The sequence below is a fragment of the Burkholderia sp. NLJ2 genome (genome assembly GCF_049487195.1).
Taxonomy (GTDB): domain Bacteria; phylum Pseudomonadota; class Gammaproteobacteria; order Burkholderiales; family Burkholderiaceae; genus Burkholderia; species Burkholderia pyrrocinia.
Map to the genome: position 1 here is coordinate 489,541 of NZ_CP137810.1, position 21,163 is coordinate 510,703.

The 21,163-nt window shown below is 67.2% G+C and carries 17 protein-coding genes; 8 read left to right on the forward strand and 9 right to left on the reverse strand.

Translation table 11 applies throughout. From position 1 onward, the window contains the following. Positions 1 to 194: 194 nt before the first annotated feature. The 3 genes from R9B84_RS24585 to R9B84_RS24595 form a co-directional block, all read right to left on the reverse strand. The gene (locus R9B84_RS24585; protein ID WP_423762636.1) at positions 195 to 593 is read right to left on the reverse strand and encodes a hypothetical protein; all 399 of its coding nucleotides are present in this window, start codon (positions 591 to 593) and stop codon (positions 195 to 197) included. A 414-nt stretch (positions 594 to 1,007) separates the two neighbouring features. Continuing rightward, complete coding sequence (locus tag R9B84_RS24590; protein WP_423762637.1) at positions 1,008 to 2,396, reverse strand: nucleobase:cation symporter-2 family protein; 1,389 nt, start codon at positions 2,394 to 2,396, stop codon at positions 1,008 to 1,010. 151 nt (positions 2,397 to 2,547) lie between these two features. Further along, on the reverse strand, positions 2,548 to 3,495 hold the full coding sequence (locus R9B84_RS24595) for a LysR substrate-binding domain-containing protein (RefSeq protein WP_423762638.1): 948 nt from the start codon (positions 3,493 to 3,495) through the stop codon (positions 2,548 to 2,550). Between the two features lie 103 nt (positions 3,496 to 3,598). Here R9B84_RS24595 and R9B84_RS24600 point away from each other — a divergent pair, with 103 nt between their 5' ends. Continuing rightward, the gene (locus R9B84_RS24600) at positions 3,599 to 4,336 is read left to right on the forward strand and encodes an SDR family oxidoreductase (RefSeq protein WP_423762639.1); all 738 of its coding nucleotides are present in this window, start codon (positions 3,599 to 3,601) and stop codon (positions 4,334 to 4,336) included. A 43-nt stretch (positions 4,337 to 4,379) separates the two neighbouring features. Here R9B84_RS24600 and R9B84_RS24605 read toward each other — a convergent pair whose 3' ends face one another. Beyond that, positions 4,380 to 5,345, reverse strand: coding sequence for a LysR family transcriptional regulator (locus tag R9B84_RS24605; protein ID WP_423762640.1), 966 nt, complete (start codon positions 5,343 to 5,345; stop codon positions 4,380 to 4,382). Between the two features lie 133 nt (positions 5,346 to 5,478). Between R9B84_RS24605 and R9B84_RS24610 the strand changes: the two genes are divergently transcribed. From R9B84_RS24610 to R9B84_RS24620, 3 genes are all read left to right on the forward strand, one after another. Continuing rightward, positions 5,479 to 6,195, forward strand: a complete 717-nt coding sequence (locus R9B84_RS24610; RefSeq protein WP_423762641.1) for an SDR family oxidoreductase — start codon at positions 5,479 to 5,481, stop codon at positions 6,193 to 6,195. Positions 6,196 to 6,459: 264 nt separating this feature from the next. After that, positions 6,460 to 6,795, forward strand: coding sequence for a putative quinol monooxygenase (locus R9B84_RS24615; protein WP_423762642.1), 336 nt, complete (start codon positions 6,460 to 6,462; stop codon positions 6,793 to 6,795). After that, on the forward strand, positions 6,792 to 7,949 hold the full coding sequence (locus R9B84_RS24620; protein ID WP_423762643.1) for an iron-containing alcohol dehydrogenase: 1,158 nt from the start codon (positions 6,792 to 6,794) through the stop codon (positions 7,947 to 7,949). Before R9B84_RS24615 ends, R9B84_RS24620 begins: the two co-directional genes overlap by 4 nt. 263 nt (positions 7,950 to 8,212) lie before the next feature. Here the strand turns inward: R9B84_RS24620 and R9B84_RS24625 are convergent, their stop codons facing one another. Continuing rightward, entirely contained in the window at positions 8,213 to 10,393 is a 2,181-nt protein-coding gene (locus R9B84_RS24625) for an ornithine decarboxylase (RefSeq protein WP_423762644.1), read from the reverse strand. A 499-nt stretch (positions 10,394 to 10,892) separates the two neighbouring features. On the opposite strand from R9B84_RS24625, the gene R9B84_RS24630 reads away from it, so the two are divergent. Then, on the forward strand, positions 10,893 to 13,193 hold the full coding sequence (locus R9B84_RS24630; RefSeq protein WP_423762645.1) for an Orn/Lys/Arg decarboxylase N-terminal domain-containing protein: 2,301 nt from the start codon (positions 10,893 to 10,895) through the stop codon (positions 13,191 to 13,193). A gap of 62 nt (positions 13,194 to 13,255) precedes the next feature. Further along, a complete protein-coding gene (gene potE / locus R9B84_RS24635; protein WP_423762646.1) occupies positions 13,256 to 14,641 on the forward strand; it encodes a putrescine-ornithine antiporter in 1,386 nt (461 codons plus the stop codon). A 39-nt stretch (positions 14,642 to 14,680) separates the two neighbouring features. On the opposite strand, the gene R9B84_RS24640 is transcribed toward potE, so the two are convergent. Continuing rightward, positions 14,681 to 15,589, reverse strand: coding sequence for a LysR family transcriptional regulator (locus tag R9B84_RS24640; RefSeq protein WP_423762647.1), 909 nt, complete (start codon positions 15,587 to 15,589; stop codon positions 14,681 to 14,683). 259 nt (positions 15,590 to 15,848) lie between these two features. Here R9B84_RS24640 and R9B84_RS24645 point away from each other — a divergent pair, with 259 nt between their 5' ends. Beyond that, the gene (locus tag R9B84_RS24645; RefSeq protein WP_423762648.1) at positions 15,849 to 16,433 is read left to right on the forward strand and encodes a putative glycolipid-binding domain-containing protein; all 585 of its coding nucleotides are present in this window, start codon (positions 15,849 to 15,851) and stop codon (positions 16,431 to 16,433) included. A gap of 27 nt (positions 16,434 to 16,460) precedes the next feature. Here R9B84_RS24645 and R9B84_RS24650 read toward each other — a convergent pair whose 3' ends face one another. Next, positions 16,461 to 17,453 carry a sulfonate ABC transporter substrate-binding protein gene (locus tag R9B84_RS24650; RefSeq protein ID WP_423762649.1) on the reverse strand — a complete coding sequence of 331 codons (993 nt, stop codon included), beginning with the start codon at positions 17,451 to 17,453 and terminating at the stop codon, positions 16,461 to 16,463. 173 nt (positions 17,454 to 17,626) lie between these two features. Beyond that, complete coding sequence (locus R9B84_RS24655) at positions 17,627 to 18,034, reverse strand: DUF427 domain-containing protein (protein ID WP_423762650.1); 408 nt, start codon at positions 18,032 to 18,034, stop codon at positions 17,627 to 17,629. A 316-nt stretch (positions 18,035 to 18,350) separates the two neighbouring features. Here R9B84_RS24655 and R9B84_RS24660 point away from each other — a divergent pair, with 316 nt between their 5' ends. After that, a complete protein-coding gene (locus R9B84_RS24660) occupies positions 18,351 to 20,012 on the forward strand; it encodes an ABC transporter substrate-binding protein (RefSeq protein WP_423762651.1) in 1,662 nt (553 codons plus the stop codon). 45 nt (positions 20,013 to 20,057) lie between these two features. Here the strand turns inward: R9B84_RS24660 and R9B84_RS24665 are convergent, their stop codons facing one another. Further along, the gene (locus tag R9B84_RS24665; RefSeq protein ID WP_423762652.1) at positions 20,058 to 21,005 is read right to left on the reverse strand and encodes a TauD/TfdA dioxygenase family protein; all 948 of its coding nucleotides are present in this window, start codon (positions 21,003 to 21,005) and stop codon (positions 20,058 to 20,060) included. Positions 21,006 to 21,163 lie beyond the last annotated feature (158 nt).

The following is a 21,163-nucleotide window of genomic DNA, read 5'->3' on the forward strand; positions in this document are numbered from 1 at the left end:
CGTACATGCCAGAAAAACGTTAAGGATGACGGACCGACTCGCGAGTGAGGCCGGTTCAAAGCGACTCGCGCGACGGCCGGTGCCGCGGATGCCGCGTTCGTCGAGCCGATGCTGCAGCTTGCAATTCGGCATTCAACACGTGTTGGGTCCCGGATCGATGCGCAATCGAATTCCCGGACGTGCGTGGCAGATTCTTATTGGTGAATGTTCGGATCCCGGATTCGATCGAGGCGAGCGAACAGTTCATTGATTTGGTATTCGAGTACCTTATTGCGCTCACATCGTGTCCGGAGTGTGTCGAGCTTGACTCGCCAATACGCCGGATCGCTCACCAGCGATCGGTTGGTAAAGGCGTCGTGCGACTGCTCGAGCAGTCCGATCGCTCCCCTGATATGAGCCAGTTCGCGCTCCACATCGCAGTACCAGCTCATTTTTATCGACTCCCGGTTATGGTTCAATTCTTGGTTTGCTGCGCGGCGAGAGCGTTCGATTTCGCGCGAAAGCCGCCGCACGGGCCAATGTCGAGCGATGTTGTCGTCCGTGCCCCGCCGGCAAAATCCCGACCATTGTGTCGAAGCCGGCGCCGTCGTCATGCGGGCGGTCGTTCTGCGCCGTCACATGGGGCAAATGAGCGGGCGATAGTCGAAGCCGCGATAGAGATGCACGCTCATGACGAGCTGCTGAACGTTCGGTTGCGACGAAGCGCAGGACGAACGCGTCCGGCCAGTATCGCCAATGTGTGGCGCGACCGGGTGGGGCGAAAGGCGTAACGCTGCGCGCGAAAGTGAGCGCGATGCAGCAAGAGAGGGGATGGAGGGCGAGCAGTCGAACGGGTCGCGAATGCTCGGATGAGTTCATCATACGCGCGTCGTTCGTCGGGTGCGCATCTTATTTCGGGCGATGCGGATTGCCGCTGGTACGAGGCTGTCAGGCGCGGTCGGGTCGAACCGGTGTTCATGGCAACCGCGCGGTGCCTGACGCACCGCGCGGTTGCCGCGTGCCCATCCTTACTTCTTTTCCGGCAGGAACCAGTTCATCACGAGCGCGCAGATGCCGCCCGTTGCGACGCCCGATTCCAGCACGTTCTTCAGCGCGTGCGGCAGGCTGTTCAGAATGTCCGGCACCTGCGACACGCCGAGGCCGAGCGCCAGCGACACCGCGATGATCAGCAGCGCGCGGCGATCGAGCTGGACGCCCGCGAGGATGTTGATGCCCGATGCGGCCACCGCGCCGAACATCACCATCGCCGCACCGCCGAGCACCGGCTCCGGCACGGCCTGCAGCACGCCGGCGACGACCGGGAACAGGCCGAGCACCACGAGCATGCCCGCGATCCAGATGCCGACATGGCGGCTCGCGACGCCGGTGATCTGGATCACGCCGTTGTTCTGCGCGAACACCGAGCTCGGGAACGTATTGAACACGCCGGCCAGCAGCGAGTTCGCGCCGTTGACGAGCACGCCGCCCTTGATTCGTTGCATCCACACCGGCCCTTCGACCGGCTCGTTCGAGATCTTGCTGGTGGCGGTGACGTCGCCGATCGCTTCGAGCGACGTCACGAGGTAGATGATCAGCATCGGCACGAACAGCGACCACGAGAAGCCGATGCCGAAGTGCAGCGGCGTCGGAACCTGGAACAGCGCGGCCTGGTGCATGCCGGTGAAGTCGAGGCGGCCGAGGAACGCGGCCGCGAGGTAGCCGATCACGAGCGCGATGACGAGCGCGGTGCTGCGCACCCAGACGATGGGCACGCGGTTCAGCAGGATGATCGTGCCGAGCACGAGGCCCGACAACGTCAGGTTCTCCGCGCTCGCGAACGTACCCTTGGCCATCGCGCCAAAGCCGCCGCCCATGCTGATGAGGCCGACCTTGATCAGCGTGAGGCCGATCAGCAGCACGACGATGCCGGTGACGAGCGGCGTGATCAGGCGCTTCACGAACGGCAGGATGCGCGACACGCTCATCTCGACGAACGAACCGGCCATCACGACGCCGAAGATCGCGGCCATCACGGTCTCGACCGGCGTGCCCTGCTTGACCATCAGGCTGCCGCCCGCGATCAGCGGGCCGACGAAGTTGAAGCTGGTGCCCTGGACGATCAGCAGGCCCGCGCCCAGCGGGCCGAAGCGCTTGCACTGGACGAAGGTGGCGATGCCGGAAATCACCAGCGACATCGACACGATCAGGGTCGTATCGCGGCTGGACACGCCGAGCGCCTGGCAGATCAGCAGGCCTGGCGTGACGATCGGCACGATGATCGCCAGCAGGTGCTGCAGCGCGGCGACGAAGGCGACCATCGGCGCCGGCCGGTCGTTCGGGCCGTAGACGAGGTCGCGAGACGATTCTGCGGCGTCGGCGCCGTGGGAGGCGGGTTGGGCGTGGGAGGCGGGTTGCATGGCGAGCGGGCCGGACAAGGTGGAAAGTGCGGCATTTTAGCCGAAGGGCCCGCCGGCGCCGCCACGGCGCGCTGCAATAGCGATGACGCGACGGGGCGGGGAAACGGTGACGGATCGGCGCCCGGCCGGCCGTGACCGTGGCGGCAGTCGGTCAGCGGGTTTGCCGCGATGCGGCTGCGGCTTTCATCGTCGTCGCGCTGAATCCGGGCAATTCGGGAATCCGCTGCGCCATGAACTGCAGGAACGTGCGGGTTCTGAGCGGCAGATACCGGCGCGACGCATACACGAGGTGCAGCGCATGCGGCGGAATCATGTCCCACTTCGGCAGCAGCCGGACGAGCTGGCCGGTGTCGATCAGGTCCTGAACGAGCCACGCCGGCGCGCTGCCCACCGCGTTCCCGGCCAGGAAGCATTCCCGCAGCGCGATCGAGCTGTTCACGCGATACCGGCCGTGCACCGGAACGGCGATTTTCTCGTCGCCCCGCACAAATTCCAGTCCGCTGCCGATGATGTCCGCGCGCGCGTATCCGACATACTCGTGCTTCGCCAGGTCTTCCGGCCGGCGGACCCTCGGCGCCTGCGACAGATAGGCCGGCGCGGCCACCAGCAGGCGCGGCGACGACGCGATGTTTCGTGCGACGACATCCGGCGGCAGCATGTGGCCCAGGCGAATGGCGACGTCGACGCCTTCCTCGACCAGATCGATCACGCGATCGGTCAAATGAAGTTCGACGTCGATCTCCGGCCACGCGGCGAGGAATTCGAGCACGAGCGCGTTCAGCCTCAACTCGCCCAGCCCCAGCGGCGCGTTGACGACCAGCTTGCCGACCGGCCGCAGCGTTTGCCCGCGCACGTCGGCCACCGCGCTTTCGTATTCGTCGAGCACGCGCTTGCAGCGGTCGTAGAATCGCCGGCCTTCGTCGGTCGGCGCGAGGCTCGTCGTCGAGCGTTCGAGCAGGCGAACGCCCAGTTCCTGTTCGAACGCGGCGACGATCTTGCTGATCGTCGGCTGGCCGGTGCCTTCCTCGCGAGCGACCGCCGAAAAATTGCCCAGCTCGATGGCGCGGACAAACACGCGCATGGATCGCAGCGAATCCATATTATTCTCTTATGGAATGAACCCTATGCAAGTCTCCCACGTTCCGGCGCAATAGAGAATGACCTAACGTTCGCAAACCTTCAATCCCTGATGAGGAATCGACATGAACGAGGCACTGCAATCTTCGACACTGGACGGCGCGCACGTCGTGATATTCGGCGGGAGCTCCGGAATCGGCCTCGCGGCCGCGGCGGCTGCGAAGGCGAAGGGCGCCACCGTCACGCTGGTCGGCCGGACCCGCGCGAAGCTCGAGGCGGCCGCGCACGTGATCGGCGGCGCGCGCATCGCGGTGGCCGATATCGCGGACCGGCACGCGGTGCAGGCCGTATTCGACGCGATGACGCGCGTCGATCACCTGGTCGTCACGTCCGGCCGGTTCATCGCCGGCAAGCTGAGCGACACCGATCCCGATCATCTGCTCGCGGCGATACAGGAGCGCATTGCCGGGCCGGTCTACGCGATCCGGGCCGCGTTGCCGTTGATGCCTGCGACCGGCTCGATCGTGCTGACCGGCGGGCAACTGTCGGATCGTCCGTCCGCGCAAGGCACGTCCGTCATTGCTGCCGCCGTGCGTGGCGTCGAAGCGCTGGCGCAATCGCTCGCGCTGGAGCTGAAGCCGATTCGCGTCAACGTCGTCGCGCCCGGTTTCGTCGAGACGCCGCTGTACGACGCGTTCGGCCCGGAAGCGCGCGCTGCGATCCTCGCGGGAGCCGCATCGGCGCTGCCGGGCGGCCGTGTCGGTCGCGCCGACGAAGTCGGGGATGCGATCGCGTTCCTGCTGGGCAACGGCTTCATGAACGCCGAAATCCTGCACATCGACGGCGGCGGCCGGCTGGTCTGAGCCGTGCGCGTTGTGCGGGCCGGCTTCGGGTACGCGCGCGGCGTCAGCCGGCCGTGCGGCGCGCCGGGGTGCGTGGCGCGCGGGAATCCGGATACGCGCGCTGGCAGACCGCAATGACCGCGTCGCGCAGGCGGCGGTGGACGGGGTCGCCGTGCATGCGCGGATGCCACAGCGCGGAGACGAGGATCGCGGGCAGGCGGGCCGGGATCTCGAAGCTGCGCAGCCCGAGGGCTTCTGCGAGCCCCGGCGAAAACGCGTTGCCGAGGCTCGAGCGCGGCACCAGCGCGATCAGGTCGGTGCTGGCCGCGACGCGCATTGCATCGGGGTAGCCGGGGACGACGACGTGCACGGTCTGGCCCGGACCGGACCGGTCGGCCGAGTCGCCGGCCGGTCCGCTGAAATCGCCGAGCTGCGATGCGATCACGTGACGGCAGGCCGCGTAGCGCGCGAGCGTGATCCTGGCCGACGCGAACAGCGGATGTCCTGCGCGCGCCACCGCGACGTACCAGTCGTGACCGAGCATGCGTGTGTGCAGCTCGGGCGCGTCGTCGCCGCGCTTGCCGATTTCCAGATCGACGGTGCCGTCGCGCAGCGCTTGCGGATCGCGGTCGGGCTTGGGCACGAAGCGGATGCGCACGTGCGGCGCGACTTCGCCGATCGCGGCGACCACCGGGCCGGACAGCATTTCCATGAACGACGCTGACGCGCGAATGGTGAACGTCGATGCGAGCGTCGCCATGTCCACGTCGGCCGTAGACGGCCGCAGCACGGCGCGCGCGTCGTTCGCGATCGCATGCACGCGGTCGCGCAATGCGGCCGCGTGCGGCGTGGGCACGAGCTTGCGCCCGGCGCGCACGAGCAATTGATCGCCGGTGGAAAGCCGCAACCGCGTGAGCGTGCGGCTCATGGCGGACGTGCTCAGGCCAAGCCGGCGTGCGGCGCCCGTCACGCTGCCTTCCGACAGCAGCGTGTCGAGTGCGGTAACGAGATTCAGGTCGATGTCTTCCATGCGGACAGGATACGCCACTGCGCGGTCTGATATGGCGTTCGATGCAACTATCGATTGCATCCGGTGCGTCTGGTGCATGGTCCGGTGCGTGCCTATAGTGGGCGCATCATGAAACTCGGCAAAGGCAGAAACCATGCAATCGACTGTATCGACCCCGAACGCACCCACGCTCCTGCTCGTCGCCGCGTCGCGCGGCCTCGGCCTTGCCATGGCGGAGCAATTCCTGAACAAGGGCTGGAACGTAACGGGCACCGTGCGTGAAGGGGCGGGGCGCACGAAGCTGCACGATCTCGCTGAGCGGTTCGACGGCCGGCTCGGGATCGAGACGCTCGATATCTGCGAGCCGGCGCAACTGGCCGCGCTGCACGAGCGCTTGTCGGGCAGGCGCTTCGACATGCTGTTCGTGAATGCAGGGACGACGAACGACCCGAACGAAACGATCGGCGAAGTGACGACCGACGAGTTCGTGCGCGTGATGATCACGAATGCGCTTGCGCCGATGCGCGTGATCGAGGCGCTGCAGGATCTCGTGACCCAGGACGGCCTGATCGGTGCGATGTCGTCGGGGCAGGGCAGCGTCGCGAACAACGTCAGCGGGATGCGCGAGGTCTATCGCGGCAGCAAGGCCGCGCTGAACCAGTTCATGCGCAGCTTCGCGGCTCGGCAGGCCGATACGCGGCGTGCGATGGCGCTGATGGCGCCCGGCTGGGTTCGCACGGAGCTCGGCGGCCCCGATGCGCGCCTGACCATCGACGAGAGCGTGCCGAGCCTGGTCGACGTGCTGATCGCGAAGCGGGCGCGGCCCGGGCTCGAATATCTCGACTATCTGGGGCGGACGGTGCCGTGGTAGTCGCCGGTGTATCGGCGGGCGGAGCGGGCGGCCGGTGACGAAACGGTTCGCCGTGAGTGCGCTGCGGGATTCGACATGTCGTTCGCAGTCCGGCCGCGGCGCCAGGCGGCACTACGGGGCACTGCGAACGTAGCGCCGATTCAATACAATGCGACGACGCGCCTGCGATACCGGTATCGCGGCATCGCGTTCGAATCCGTCCGGGGCCCAGTACATTGCGTGCGTCCCCGTCGTGACGGGCACTTGCCAAACACGGAGCACCGCATGAACGAACCTTACCTGCAGGTCATCGCGCATTTCTACGCGAAGCCCGGCAACGGCGACCGCGTGATCGAGCTGCTCGCGGAACTCGCGCCCGCGACGCGCACCGAGCCGAAGAATCTCGACTACGCGTATTTCCGGTCGGCGACGGACCCCGACCACATCGTGATCCTCGAACGTTACAGCCACGCGGACGGCCTCGACGTGCATCGGGAAACGCCGCATTTCCAGCGCATCGGGATCGGGGCGATCTTTCCGCTGCTCGATCGCCGCGACGTGTCGCGCTACATGGTGCAGCCCGACACCGGCACGGCGACGCCACCGGGAGGCACCCGATGAACCCGTTTCAATTCCGTACCGTTCCGACGCAGATCGTCGAATTCGGCGCCGCGCGCCGGCTCGGCGCGTTGTTGCGCGAACGCTTTCCGGCGCTCGTGCGGCTGTGCGTCGTCACCGATGCGTTCCTGCATCGCAGCGGCGTGCTCGCGCCCGCGCTGGAGAGCCTCGCCGCGCACGGCTGGCAGGTCACCGTGATCGACGACGTGATCGCCGATCCGCCCGAGCACGTGGTGCTCGAAGCGACCGAACGGGCCGTCGCGGCCGATGCCGAGATCGTGCTTGGCCTGGGCGGCGGTTCGTCGATGGACGTCGCGAAGCTGATCGCGGTGCTCGCGCCGGGGCACCAGGCGCTGGCCGACATGTACGGCGTCGACAAGGTCGCGAGCCCAAGGTTGCCGCTCGTACAGATGCCGACGACGGCCGGCACGGGCTCCGAGGTGACGGCCGTGTCGATCGTCACGGTCGGCGAGGCGCGCAAGATGGGCGTCGTGTCGCCGCACCTGTTCGCGGACGTCGCGATCCTCGACGCCGAGCTGACGCTCGGCCTGCCGCGCGCGGCGACCGCCGCGACGGGCATCGACGCAATGGTGCATGCGATCGAAGCCTATACGTCCGCACGGCTGAAGAATCCGGTGTCCGACATGCTGGCCGTGCACGCGCTGACGCTGCTGTCGCGCAACCTGCTCGCGGCCTGCGACGACGGCCACGACCGGCACGCGCGCGAGGCGATGCTGGTCGGCGCGATGTTCGCCGGGCAGGCATTCGCGAACGCGCCGGTTGCGGCCGTGCATGCGCTGGCCTATCCGGTCGGCGGGATCTTCCACGTGCCGCACGGGCTGTCGAATGCGCTCGTGCTGCCGCACGTGCTGCGCTTCAACGCGCCGGCCGCCGCGCCGCGGTATGCGGAACTCGCGGCGATCGTCGCGCCGTCGGCGACGGGCAGCGACGAAGCGAGGACGCATGCGCTGATCGCGGAGATCGACCGGCTGATCGTCGCGACGGGCATCCCGCGCACGCTGCGCGAAGTCGGCATCGGCGAGGGCGACCTGCCGAGGATGGCGTCGGACGCGATGCTGCAGACGCGCCTGCTCGTGAACAATCCGCGCGAGGTGACGGAGGCCGACGCGCTGGCGATCTATCGGCAGGCGTGGTGACGCGGCGGGCGTGAATCGCGGTGAGCTGGCCGGCAGGATGCCGACACAGATGTTTTCGGCGACGCCGGCCAGCAGAGATACGCGAATCTCCAACGCAACCCCGTCCTTTACGCACGACGCGACGGCGCGGGGCAGGGGCGGGGCCGCATCGGATCGAATCGACGGATGGGTTCGACGCGACGCTTCGGTTGTCGCGGAATGCAGGACGCGACCGCAGGGCCCGGCCCGTGCGCGGGTGCCGCGCGGGCCGGCCACCGACGCGCTCAGGCCAGCGCCGCGCGCGCGTGCTCGACCACCACGTACGCCGATGCCTGCTTCGTGCCGTCCGGCTTCGTCTGCAGGTAGACGCCCTGGATTTCCGGTTCGAAACCCGGCAGTGCGTTGATCCCGGCTTCGAGCGCGCGGAAGTAGTCGAGCGCCGGGCCGCCCCACGTTTCGCCGGGCACCACGCAGAAGATGCCGGGCGGATAGGGCAGCGCGCCTTCGGTCGCGACCCGGCCTTCGATGCGGTCGAGCGTGACGAGCTCGACGTTGTTGCGGATCAATTCGGCATTCGCGGCCTGTGGCAGCATCGCCTGCTTCGGGAACTGCGCGCGGCGGAACATCTGCTTCTGCAAATGCTTCATGTCGTGGCTGCGGTAGAAGTCGTGCATACGCTGGCACAACTGCCGCAGGCGCATGTTGCCGTACAGCTCCGGATATGCTTCGCACAACGACGGGATCGCTTCGCGCAGCGGCGTGTCCTGGTCGAGATGGCGTTCGAACTGCGCGAGGTGCGCGACCAGATGCTGCAGCTTGCCGAAGCTTTCCGACGGCGTGAGCAGGAACAGGATCGTGTACAGGTCGGCTTTCTCGGGCACGACGCCGTGCTCGCGCAGGTAGCGCGCGAGGATCGGCGCCGGCGCGCCGAACGGCGCGTACTCGTGCGTGTCGCGATCGATGCCGGGCGTCGTCAGCAACAGCTTGCACGGATCGACGAAGTACTGGTTGTCCGCATAACCTTCGAAGCCGTGCCACGTGTCGGCCGGATGGAAGCGGAAGAAGCGCAGGTCGTCGACGATCTGCTCGGTCGGGTAGTCGGCCCACGGGCGGCCGTCGACATGCTGCGGAACGAACGGGCGGATCTGGCGGCAGGTCTTCAGCAGCAGCTTGCGTGCTTCGACGCCGTGCGCGACGCAGTCGCGCCACAGGCGCTTGCCGGCCGGCCCCGCGTGCATCTGCGCATTGACGTCGAGCGCTGCGAACATCGGGTAGAACGGGCTCGTCGACGCATGGATCATGTACGCGTTGTTGAAGCGCCGGTGATCGCAGAAGCGCTTCTGGCCTTCGATGTGGCTGTCTTTCTTGTGGATCTGCGACGTCTGCGAGAAGCCGGCCTGCTGCTTGTGTACCGACTGCGTGACGAGGATGCCGGGGTCGTCGGGGCCGAGCGTCAGCATCAGCGGCGAGCAGTCCTGCATCATCGGGATGAACTGCTCGTAGCCGACCCACGCCGAATCGAACAGGATGTAGTCGCACAGATGCCCGATCCGGTCGACGATTTCCCGCGCGTTGTAGATCGTGCCGTCATAGGTGCCGAGCTGGATCACCGCGAGCCGGAACGGGCGCGGCCGGTCGGCGCGCTCGGGGGCGACGTCGCGGATCGCGTCGCGAATGCGCGCTTCATCGAGCGCCGCGTTGTCGACACCGCCGATGAGGCCCCACGCGTTGCGCGCGGTCTCGAGGTAGACCGGTCGCGCGCCGGACAGCACGAGCGCGCCGAGGTGCACCGATTTATGGTTGTTGCGGTCGAACAGCACGAGATCGTCGGGCGCGAGCAGCGCGCTCGTGACGACCTTGTTCGACGTCGACGTGCCGTTCAGCACGAACCAGGTCTTGTCCGCGTTGTAGATCCGCGCGGCGTTGCGCTGCGCTTCGAGCGCGGGGCCTTCGTGGATCAGCAGGTCGCCGAGCCGGACGTCCGCGTTGCAGAGGTCGGAGCGAAACAGCGTTTCGCCGAAGAAGTCGAAGAACATCCGGCCGAGCGGATGACTCGAGAAGAACTGGCCGCCCTGGTGGCCAGGGCAGTCGAACTCGACGTAGCCGCGCTGCACGTAGTCGCGCATGACCTTGAAGAACGGCGGCAGCAGGTTCTCGCTGTAGATATCGGCGGCGGACGAAATCTGCCGGCCGTAATAGTGGCGGCCGCCGTGCCCGAGCTGGATCACGCCGCTCGCGTTCGGCAGGACCGACGGCGGCACTTCCTGGTCGGGTTCGACCGCGACGAAGAACGGAATCGCGAAGCCGGTTCTTTCGACGGCTTTCAGAACCTTTTGTGCCGAATCGATTCCGACGACGATTGCCGCGATATTCGTGAAATCGGTCTGGAATACGTCGACCTGTTCGTGCGTGGTGAGGAAGGCGCCAATCAGCGCCGGCTCGACTGCGATTTTCAACAGGCTCACGCGAATTCTCCCGAAAATGTGCGGAAGCGGGCGCTGCATTCGTGCCGTCGGGTAATCCGACACGCGCCGCAGCCGATTGAAATGCTCCCGCGAATGCTGAATGCCGAATGCGCACCGCGCCAGGCAGCCTTACGCGGCGGGGGCAGCCGCCGCCGGTCAATGCGCGGCGCAGCCGATCCTAGCAACAAAATCCGGCGAATTCAATCGACCGGAAATGACAATGACATTGCGGCATGAGGATGATCAAATTATCTCAAATTGATATGCTGCAGCGCACATAAAAATGATCCAATTATGAAATCCGATTTGAAAAGGGATCGACGGTTTTACTGATTCGTCGGCTTTTCATCGAAAGGCAACTATGGCATAGTCGGCTCCGAATTGGATGGCGAATCAAACCGGAATTGCGAGCGTCTCATGTCGCCGACCGTGGCCTGCTGTCCGCGTGCTCGTGAGACGTACAACACCAACGAAGCAACGGAACAGCGAGGGCAACATCATGAGTACACCCGTCGGTGGCATTCGTCGTCTCGGCATGCGTGCGCTGCTGGTCGACGACGAAATCACGCAGGAAACGGCAACCGGGCGCGCGGTCCGCACACTGAGCGCGGAGCTCGCGCAACGCGACATCGACGTGCTCACGGCAACCTCCGCCGACGATGCGATCGTGCTGATCCGTTCCGATCCGTCGATCCAGTGCGTGCTGCTCGACTGGGATCTCGGCGTGGACGGCCACGGGCCGTCCGAGGCCGTGGTCGACGCGATCCGGCAGCGCAATGCCAACGTGCCGATCTTCCTGCTGGCCGACCGCAGCGTCGCGTCGACGGTGCCGTCCGCGGTCATGGGGCAGGTCGACGATTTCGTCTGGCTGCTCGAGGATACGGCCGACTTTATCGGCGGGCGCATCCACGCGGCGATCGAACGCTATCGCTCGACCGTGCTGCCGCCGATGTTCGGTGCGCTCGCGAAGTTCTCGCGTGTTTACGAATACTCGTGGCATACGCCCGGCCACACGGGCGGCACGGGCTTCCTGAAGTCGCCGGTCGGCCGCGCGTTCTTCGAATACTTCGGCGAATCGCTGTTCCGCTCCGACCTGTCGATCTCGGTCGGCGAACTCGGCTCGCTGCTCGACCACTCGGGCCCGATCGGCGAAAGCGAGCGCTACGCGGCGCGCGTGTTCGGCGCGCATCGCACGTATCACGTGACGAACGGCTCGTCGACGTCGAACCGCATCATTCTGATGGCGAGCGTGAGCCGCGACCAGATCGCGCTGTGCGACCGCAACTGCCACAAGTCGGCCGAGCACGCGATGACGATGTCGGGTGCGATCCCGACCTACCTCGTGCCGACGCGCAACCGCTACGGGATCATCGGGCCGATCGCGTCCGAGCGCCTCACGCAGGCGGCGATCCGTGAGGCGATCGCATCGAACCCGCTCGCGGCCGGGCTGGCCGATCGCCAGCCGAAGCACGCGATCGTCACGAACTCGACTTACGACGGCCTCTGCTACAACGTCACGCGCGTCGAGGAACTGCTCGGTGCGAGCGTCGACCGGCTGCACTTCGACGAAGCGTGGTATGGCTACGCGCGCTTCAATCCGATCTACCGCGACCGCCATGCGATGCACGGCGACCCGCGCGACCATCATGCGGACCGCCCCACGGTGTTCGCGACGCAGTCGACGCACAAGCTGCTGACCGCGCTGTCGCAGGCGTCGTACATCCACGTGCGCGACGGCCGCAGCCCGATTCCGCATGGTCAGTTTAACGAAACGTTCATGATGCACGCGTCGACGTCGCCGAACTACGCGATCATCGCGTCGAACGACGTCGCGGCCGCGATGATGGACGGCCCCGGCGGCGAAGCGCTGACGCGCGAGTCGATCGAGGAGGCCGTCGCGTTCCGGCAGATGATCGCGCGGATGAATGCCGAGTACGCGGCGAAGGGCGACTGGTTCGTCGAATGCTGGCAGCCCGATACGGTGCTCGACACGCGCACGGGCCGGTCGCTGCCGTTCCACGAGGCGCCGCCGGACCTGCTCGCCACCGACCCGTGGTGCTGGATGCTGAAACCCGGCGCGCAATGGCACGGCTTCGGCAATATCGAGGACGGCTACTGCATGCTCGATCCGATCAAGGTGTCGATCGTCACGCCGGGCGTCGCACCGGCCGGCGGCCTGATGCCGGTCGGCATCCCGGCGAGCGTCGTCACGGCCTATCTCGATGCGCGCGGGATCGTCGTCGAGAAGACGACCGACTTCACGATCCTGTTCCTGTTCTCGATCGGCATCACGAAGGGCAAGTGGGGCTCGCTCGTCAGCGCGCTGTGCGACTTCAAGCGCGACTACGACGCGAACCTGCCGCTCGACATGGCGATTCCGTCGCTCGCGAAGGCGCATGGCGCGCGCTATGCGGGCATGGGGCTGAAGGACCTGGCCGACACGATGTTCGCGGCGATGGAGCAGCTCGGCACGACGCGGCTGATGTCGGAGGCATTCTCGATCCTGCCGAAGCCGGAGATGAGCCCGGTGCGCGCATACGAGCATCTCGTGCAAGGCCGCGTCGAGCAGGTCACGCTCGACGAGCTCGCCGGGCGCACGGTCGCCACCGGTGTCGTGCCGTATCCGCCGGGCATTCCGCTGCTGATGCCGGGCGAGAACGCGGGGCCGGCAGGCGGCCCGGTGCTCGGTTACCTGAAGGCGCTCGAAGCGTACGACCGGCGCTTTCCGGGCTTCGCGCACGACACGCACGGCGTGGAAGTCGAGGACGGCACGTACCGCGTGTACTGCCTGGCGGCCTGAGCGGGCGGCCGGACGAACGAGCGACCGGCCGCGCGGCGGCCTCACATCGAAGGATCGACATCATGGAAAACGCAGCGCACCTATCCGCCGCGGCCCCGGCGGCCGCGGCGAAGAACCGGATGAATGTCTGGCAGCTCACCATCCTCACGGCGGTCAACATGATGGGCTCCGGCATCATCCTGCTGCCGTCGAAGCTCGCGCAGGTCGGCACGATCTCGCTGCTGTCGTGGATCGTCACGGCCGGCGGCTCGCTCGCGCTGGCCTATGCGTTCGCGCGCTGCGGGATGTTGAGCCGCAAGCCGGGCGGGATGGGCGGCTACGCGGAATACGCGTTCGGCAAGGCCGGCAACTACATGGCGAACTACACGTACGGGCTGTCGCTCGTGATCGCCAACGTCGCGATCGGCGTCACGGCGGTCGGCTACGGCACCGTGTTGTTCGACGCGACGCTGTCGCCGTTGCAAACGTGCCTGTGGACCATCTTCCTGCTCGTGCTCACGACGATCGCGAACTTCGGCGGCTCGCGCATCACCGGCCGGATCGGCGCGGTCACCGTGTGGGGCGTGATCATTCCGGTCGTCATCGTGTCGTTGATCGGCTGGTTCTGGTTCAGCGGCGCGACCTGGGGCGCCGCGTGGAATCCGCACAACCTGCCGTTCGGGCCTGCCGTCGGCAGCTCGATCGCGGTGACGCTGTGGGCGTTCCTCGGGCTCGAATCGGCATGCGCGAACTCGGACGCGGTGGAGAATCCGGAGCGCAACGTGCCGATCGCCGTGCTCGGCGGCACGGTCGCGTCGGCGATCTTCTACATCGTGTCGACCAACGTGATCGCGGGGATCGTGCCCAACGCGATCCTCGCGCAATCGAACGCGCCGTTCGGCATCGCGTTCGCGACGATGTTCACGCCGACGGTCGGTACGATCGTCACCGCGCTGATGGTGATCGCGTGCATCGGCTCGCTGCTCGGCTGGCAGTTCACGGTTGCGCAGGTGTTCAAGAGCTCGGCGGACGTCGGCTACTTCCTGCCGGTGTTCGCACGTGCGACTCGCACGGGCACGCCGATCGTCGGCATGGTGCTCCTGCTCGTCGCGCAGGTCGCGCTGGCGCTGATGACGATCAGCCCGGAACTGAGCAGCCAGTTCCAGAAGATCGTCGATCTCGCGGTCGTCACGAACCTCGTGCCGTACGTGATGTCGATGGCCGCGCTGATCACGATCCAGAAGGTCGCGAAGGTGCCGCCGGCCAAGGCACTGCTGACGAACGCGATCGCGATGGTGGCCACCGCGTACAGCTTCTATGCGCTGTACAGCTCGGGCGAGCAGGCGCTGATGCTCGGCGGCCTGTGCGTGTTCCTGGGCTGGACACTGTTCGGCTTCGTCAGCGCGCGCTTCTACCAGATGGAAGTCGACGCGCACGTGAAGGAGCCGGGGAAGTCGCTGCAGGCGTGACAGCGGGCGGCCATCGGTGACTGCCGGTGGCTGTCGTCGTCACCGGTGGCGCTTCGTCAGCAGCGGCGGGATTTCCTGCTTCAGCAGATCGACGACGGCCCGCACGCGCGGCGGCAGCGGCCGCTGCGCGTGCACGAGCGCATTGAGCGCGAAATCGGGGATCGCGTACTGCGGCAGGAGCCGGACGAGTTCGCCGCGCGCGAGCGCGTCGGCGCAGGCCGGGTGCTGCACCACGCCGATGCCGCCGCCGGCCACGATCGTGTCGAACATCGGGCGCCAGTGGCTCGTGGTCATGACCGTCCGGATCCGCGCGTGCTGGACTGCGCCGCCGTCTCGTTGCAGCGGCAACTGCTCGTTGGCGAAGACACCTTTCACGCGAATGAACGGATGGGCCGCGAGATCGGCCTGCGTGTCGAGCGGGCCGTGCCGGTCGAGATACGACGGCGCGGCGACGAGCACGCGGCCGACCTCGCCGAGCGCGTGCGCGACGAACCCGCCGTTGCCGAGTTGGCCGACCCGGATCGAAATGTCGACGCCTTCGGTGACCGGATCGACGATGTCGTCGTTCAGCACCAGGTCGATGTGCAATTCCGGATACGCGGTGCGGACCTGCATCAGCACGCGCGGCATCACGACCTCGCCGAAGCATTGCGGCGCCGCGAGCCGGATCGTGCCGTCGAGCGCGTGTTCCGTCTTCGATACCGATGCGACCGCCACTTCGGCCGCGTCGAGCAGCGCCTTGCTGTGCTCGTAGAAGATGCGGCCTTCTTCCGTGCAGGTCAGGGTGCGCGCACTGCGCAGCAGCAGCCGCGTGCCGAGATGTTTTTCGAGTCGTTCGATGCGCTCGCTGACGGCCGGCTGGCCCATGTCGAGATCCCGCGCCGCGCCGGACATCGTGCCGCGCTCCACGACCCTGACGTAGATGCGCATCGTCGCCAACAAATCCATGTAGTTGCGCCTGTTGTCTGCTTGTCCGATTCCCGGCCGATGCCCAGTGTCGTCGACGAACGACGGTGCGTGCCGGAGCGTGTTCCGCTCGACGGATGGTACCAAAGCGTCGCCGGCCCGGCGGTGCGGGTTGATCCGATACTGACTATCGGTCAAAAACCGATGGGTGCCGGCGAACGTGCCGACCGCCGAAGCCGCGTGTGTTCATCGGCGCGATGAGCGAAAATCGGCCTTCGCACGACCGACAGGAGACGGCGACATGACGCAACAGGATGAAGCGGTGCGCACGCGATGCGTCGCATGGCAGATCGTGCAGACGTGGCAGGCGGCCGAATGGTGCCGGCTCGCGGAGACGCGCACGCGAATCGATCTGTCGGGTTCGGTATCGGGCGCGATCGACGGCACGCCGTTTCGCATCGACTATGCGATCGCCTGCGGCGCCGACTGGCGCACGCGCTCGGCGCGCGTGACACGCTGGATCGGCGCGTTGCCGCCGCAACAACTGGACATCGCATGCGACGCAGAGCGCTGGACGATCGACGGCGTCGACGCGCCGATGCTCGCGGGCGCGACCGACATCGACCTCGGTTTCAGCCCGTCGACCAATACGCTGCCGATCCGGCGGCTGGCGCTGGCCGTCGGCGATTCGGCGACGATCCATACCGCCTGGCTACGCTTTCCGGATTTCGCCATCGTGCGCGGCGAGCAGCGCTATACGCGTACGGGGCCGCTCGTATATCGCTACGAGAGCGGCACCTATGCGGCCGACATCGCGATCGACGAAGCCGGCCTCGTCACCGACTACGACGAATGGCGGCGCATCGGCGCGACGCCTGCGTCGTAACGTGTCGCATCGCGTTTCGGCGGCGCATCAGCGCGCGCTGGCGACCGTCAGCTTGCCGGGAATCAGCTTCAGCGTGCTGAACGTGTCGGCGATGTTCTGCTGATACGCGACCGTCGCGTCGGTGACAGGCTGCACGCCGTAGCCGGCGCGCTTGAGCGCGACTTCGAGCGTCGGCGCGTCGAGGCCGACGAGCGGCGACAGTTGCGCGGCGACGTCGGGCGTGTGGTCGCGCGCCCAGCGATCGACCGCGTCGACTTCGTCGAGCAGCGCGCGCAGCACCTGCGGATAAGCGGCCGCGTACTTGCGCGCGGCGAGGTAGTACTGCGTGTTGCGCACGAGCCCGTCGCCGTTCGCGATCACGCGCGCGCCGAGTTGCCGCTCGGCGGCCGCCAGATACGGATCCCAGATCACCCACGCATCGACGCTGCGCTGCACGAACGCGGCGCGCGCGTCGGCGGGCGTCAGGTAGATCGGCTGGATGTCCGCATACGCGAGGCCCGCGCGTTCGAGCGCCTTCACGAGCAGGTAGTGGACGTTCGAGCCCTTGTTGAATGCGACCTTCTTGCCGCGCAACTGCGCGACGTTGCGAATCGGCGAATCGGGCAGCACGACGATCGCTTCGCCCTGCGGCGCGGGCGGCTCGTTGCCGATATAGACGAAATCGACGCCGGCCGCCTGCGCGAAGATCGGCGGCGTTTCGCCGACCGTGCCGACGTCGATCGCGCCGGCGTTCAACCCTTCGAGCAGTTGCGGGCCGGCCGGGAATTCGAGCCATTGCACCGCGACGCCCTGGCTCGCCAGGCGCTTCTCGAGCGTGCCGTGTGCCTTCAGCACGACGAAGTTGCCGTATTTCTGGAACCCGATGCGCAGCCGCGTGCCATTGCCCTGGGCCAGTGCGGGCAGGGTCGCGAGCGGCCCGAGCGCGAGCCCGGCAAGCCCGGCGGCCGCGCCGTGCAGCCATTGGCGGCGGCGCGGGTTCGCCGGGGGCGTTTCAACGTCTGCGTGCGGTGTGTCGCTCATCGGGTGTCCTGCGTGCGGGTTCACGGGTCGCGCGCCAAGGCGGCGCGGCCGGCGCAGGACGGGGCCCGATGCGGGCGATGCTCGCACCGGGCCGGCCCGCGCCGGATTCAGGACGATACGGCCGCACGTGCCGGCGGCCAACCAATGAATGCGCATATGCAAATCAGCGGCGCTCAATCGGTGCCGGTGGCGCTTTCCTCGATCGAGTCGACGCGGTCCGGATAGAACGCGAGGTGCCCGCGAATCGCTTCGACGGCCGGATACGGATGCTCGTACGTCCACACGGCATTGGTCGCGCGTTCGCCGCCGGCCGGGATCGAGTAATACGCGCAGTCACCCTTGTACGGGCAGTAGGTCGAATGGTCCGTGCGCTGCAGCAGCGACATTTCGGCGTCTTCACGCGGGACGTAGAGTACGGCCGGGTAGCTGGCTTCGCGCAACGCCAGCGCGCGACGCGTATCGACGACGACTTTGCCGGCCACCTTGACCACCACGCGCGACGGATGCGGTTCGATCGTGATCGGATGATCGGGGCCCGGCGATTTGACGGGACGAGAGGGCGTATCGGAGTTGATCGACATCGTGGGTCCTCCAGGAACCGGCGGCGCGGCGGCGTCGGGCGGATCCCGGCGCGCCCTTGGCCGGCGTTTGCCAGCCGATACGATGCGCCAATTCCGGAGAGTCTGCAGGGGGCCGGAAGGCGGCGGCACGCTGCGATGTGGCGCGAAGGGTCTTGCGGGCGATCTCCCGGCGCTAGCGTGGACATATTCATGCACGGGCAGCGGGATGCACCTGCGGCGATAAGCAACGCCGAATTAATTGGTAAGCGATCGGCGGGAGGCGCGCGAAGATCGGCCGTCGTCATTTGCATGACAGCCCTTCCTTCTCTCCGCCACCATGAAGAATTCTTTCGTTTCGTCAGCCGCGCGTCACATGCGTCGCGCACCGCATGCCGTTGCGGCACTTCGTTGCATGGCCGCGTCGCTGCTGCTCGCCGGCGCGGCCACGCAGGCGCTCGCCGCGCCGGCCGGCAAAACGCTCGTGTACTGCACCGAAGGCAGCCCGGCCGGTTTCGATCCGGGCCAGCACACGACGAGCACCGATTTCGACGCGAGCACGTACACGATCTACAACGGGCTCGTGCAGTTCAAGCGCGGCACGCTCGATCTCGAACCGTCGCTCGCGACGAGCTGGGACGTGTCGCCCGACCAGCGCACGATCACGTTCCACCTGCGGCGCGGCGTGAAATTCCAGACGACCGCGTGGTTCAAGCCGACGCGGCCGTTCCAGGCCGACGATGTCGTGTTCACGTTCCGCCGCATGCTCGATCCTGACGATCCGTTCCGCAAGGCCTACCCGGTCAGCTTCCCGTACTTCAGCGATCTCGGCTTCGACCGCAACGTCGAGCGGATCGAGAAGGTCGACGACTACACGGTGCGCTTCGTGCTGAAGACACCCGACGTCGTGTTCGTGCGCAACCTCGCGATGGCGTTCGCGTCGGTCCTGTCGGCCGAATATGCGTCGCAGCTCGCGGCGCGCCATCGCGAGGCCGACATCAACCAGTTCCCGGTCGGCACCGGGCCGTTCCTGCTGCGTACGTACCAGAAGGATGCGCTGATCCGCTACGAAGCAAACCCCGACTACTGGAAACCGGACGACGTGAAGCTCGCGCGCCTCGTGTTCGCGATCACGCCCGATCCGGCCGCGCGCCTGCAGAAGCTCGTGGCCGGCGAGTGCCAGGTGTCGGTGTTCCCGCGGCCGGCCGATCTCGACACGGTGCGGCGCGACCCGAAGCTGGCGCTGTTCTCGGGGATGGGCTTCAACGTCGGTTTCGTCGCATACAACACGCAGCATGCGCCGCTCGATCGCGTCGACGTGCGGCGCGCGCTCGACATCGCGATCGACAAGACGGCGATCGTGAAGACCGTCTTCAACGGCGACGCGAAGATCGCGGCGAACCCGATGCCGCCTGCGCAATGGTCGTACAACCCGCGCCTGAAGGATGCGCCGCGCGATCCGGCCGCCGCGAAGGCGCTGCTTGCGCAGGCCGGTTTCCCGAACGGCTTCGACCTGACGCTGTGGGCGATGCCCGTTCAGCGGCCGTACAACCCGAATGCGCAGTTGATGGCGCAACTGATTCAGCAGGACTGGGCAAAGATCGGCGTGCGCGCGAAGATCGTCAGCTACGAATGGGGCGAATATAACCGCCGCGCGAAGCACGACGGGCAGCACGACGCGATCCTGTACGGCTGGTCCGGCGACAACGGCGATCCCGACAACTGGCTCGGCACGCTGCTCGGCTGCGACGCGGTGCACGGCAGCAACCTCGCGAAGTGGTGCAACCAGGATTTCGAAAAGCTGGTGAGCGCGGCGCGCTCGAATGCGGACGTCGCGAAGCGCACGGCGCTGTACGAACAGGCGCAGGTGGTGTTCAAGGATCAGGTGCCGTTCACGCCGATTGCGACGTCGATCGTGTCGCTGCCGGTGTCCAAGCGCGTACACGGGCTGACGTTCTCGCCGCTCGGCGGGCACCGGTTCGACGGCGTGTGGCTGGATTGACAGAGGAAGGGCCGGCGCGCTCGCGTGCGCCGGCGCCGGTTGCGGTCAGTTGAGCGCGACGGCCGCTGCCGTTTCGACCGGCGTGCCTTCGAGCGCGACCGAGGGCCGGCCGTCGGGGCCGACCGGCACGTCGCCGGTGAGCGTCGTACGGTAGAGCTGGCGGTCGAAGTCGAGATCGAAGATGTCGACGGGCGCGAGATGCGCGGTCGCGCGGTTGTCCCAGAACGCGATGCTGCGCGGTTCCCATTTGAAGCGGATCGTGAATTCCGGCCGCGTCACATGTTCCCACAGCAGTTCGAGCAACGCCTGGCTCTCGCGCGGCGTCAGCCCGACGATCGATTTCAGGAAGCTCGGGCTCACGTACAGCGCGCGTTCGCCGGTCTCCGGATGCACGCGCACGAGCGGATGCTCGGTCACGAGCGGGCGGCGCTCGACCGCGTCGTCGAACGCGCCGGTGGCGCGCGCACCGGCCGGCGGCGTGAAGCGGTGGATGCCGCGCAAGCCGTCGACGAAACCGCGCAGCGGCGCGGACAGCGTTTCATACGCGCGTACCAGGTTGGTCCAGTGCGTGTCGCCGCCGTACGGCGGGATCGTCACGCCGCGCAGGATCGATGCCCACGGCGGGTTCACGGCGGCCGTCACGTCGGTGTGCCAGCCCGTCCACGGCCGGCGCACCGGTTCGCCTTCGAAGCGCGTCGCCTTGCGGTGCTTCGCGATCGAATAGACGGCCGGATGACCGTCGACGTGCCCGAACACCGGGTGGCCGACCGTCGGCTCGCCGAACTGCGCGGAGAACGCGACGTGCTGGTCGTGCGTGAGGAATTGTTCGCGGAAGAAGATGACGCGCCATTTCAGCAGCGCGGTGCGGATGGCCGCGATCTGCGGCGTGGTCAACGGTTGCGTGAGGTCGACGCCGCGGATTTCCGCGCCGATATGGGCCGACAGCGGGATCACGTCGACCGGCTGGGCGGCCGGTTCGGGTAGGGCGCTCATGCGACGCTCCTGGCGGAAGTGAACGGGGCGGATGGCCGACATCGTTGCGTGTGCAAGCGTCGGTGCGGCGGAGGGAGGTTCATGCTCGAGTGTCCAGTGGGTGGCGAATGGCTGGGAACGTGCGGCGGCGCGCACGGAACGGTGCCGCCGCCGCGGTA

What these genes read in the sequence shown, in the direction of transcription:
- R9B84_RS24585 (WP_423762636.1), bottom strand. Translation starts at nt 593, where the DNA reads ATGACGACGGCGCCGGCTTCGACACAATGGTCGGGATTTTGCCGGCGG.
- R9B84_RS24590 (WP_423762637.1), bottom strand. Translation starts at nt 2,396, where the DNA reads ATGCAACCCGCCTCCCACGCCCAACCCGCCTCCCACGGCGCCGACGCC.
- R9B84_RS24595 (WP_423762638.1), bottom strand. Translation starts at nt 3,495, where the DNA reads ATGGATTCGCTGCGATCCATGCGCGTGTTTGTCCGCGCCATCGAGCTG.
- R9B84_RS24600 (WP_423762639.1), top strand. Translation starts at nt 3,599, where the DNA reads ATGAACGAGGCACTGCAATCTTCGACACTGGACGGCGCGCACGTCGTG.
- R9B84_RS24605 (WP_423762640.1), bottom strand. Translation starts at nt 5,345, where the DNA reads ATGGAAGACATCGACCTGAATCTCGTTACCGCACTCGACACGCTGCTG.
- R9B84_RS24610 (WP_423762641.1), top strand. Translation starts at nt 5,479, where the DNA reads ATGCAATCGACTGTATCGACCCCGAACGCACCCACGCTCCTGCTCGTC.
- R9B84_RS24615 (WP_423762642.1), top strand. Translation starts at nt 6,460, where the DNA reads ATGAACGAACCTTACCTGCAGGTCATCGCGCATTTCTACGCGAAGCCC.
- R9B84_RS24620 (WP_423762643.1), top strand. Translation starts at nt 6,792, where the DNA reads ATGAACCCGTTTCAATTCCGTACCGTTCCGACGCAGATCGTCGAATTC.
- R9B84_RS24630 (WP_423762645.1), top strand. Translation starts at nt 10,893, where the DNA reads ATGAGTACACCCGTCGGTGGCATTCGTCGTCTCGGCATGCGTGCGCTG.
- potE (WP_423762646.1), top strand. Translation starts at nt 13,256, where the DNA reads ATGGAAAACGCAGCGCACCTATCCGCCGCGGCCCCGGCGGCCGCGGCG.
- R9B84_RS24640 (WP_423762647.1), bottom strand. Translation starts at nt 15,589, where the DNA reads ATGGATTTGTTGGCGACGATGCGCATCTACGTCAGGGTCGTGGAGCGC.
- R9B84_RS24645 (WP_423762648.1), top strand. Translation starts at nt 15,849, where the DNA reads ATGACGCAACAGGATGAAGCGGTGCGCACGCGATGCGTCGCATGGCAG.
- R9B84_RS24650 (WP_423762649.1), bottom strand. Translation starts at nt 17,453, where the DNA reads ATGAGCGACACACCGCACGCAGACGTTGAAACGCCCCCGGCGAACCCG.
- R9B84_RS24655 (WP_423762650.1), bottom strand. Translation starts at nt 18,034, where the DNA reads ATGTCGATCAACTCCGATACGCCCTCTCGTCCCGTCAAATCGCCGGGC.
- R9B84_RS24660 (WP_423762651.1), top strand. Translation starts at nt 18,351, where the DNA reads ATGAAGAATTCTTTCGTTTCGTCAGCCGCGCGTCACATGCGTCGCGCA.
- R9B84_RS24665 (WP_423762652.1), bottom strand. Translation starts at nt 21,005, where the DNA reads ATGAGCGCCCTACCCGAACCGGCCGCCCAGCCGGTCGACGTGATCCCG.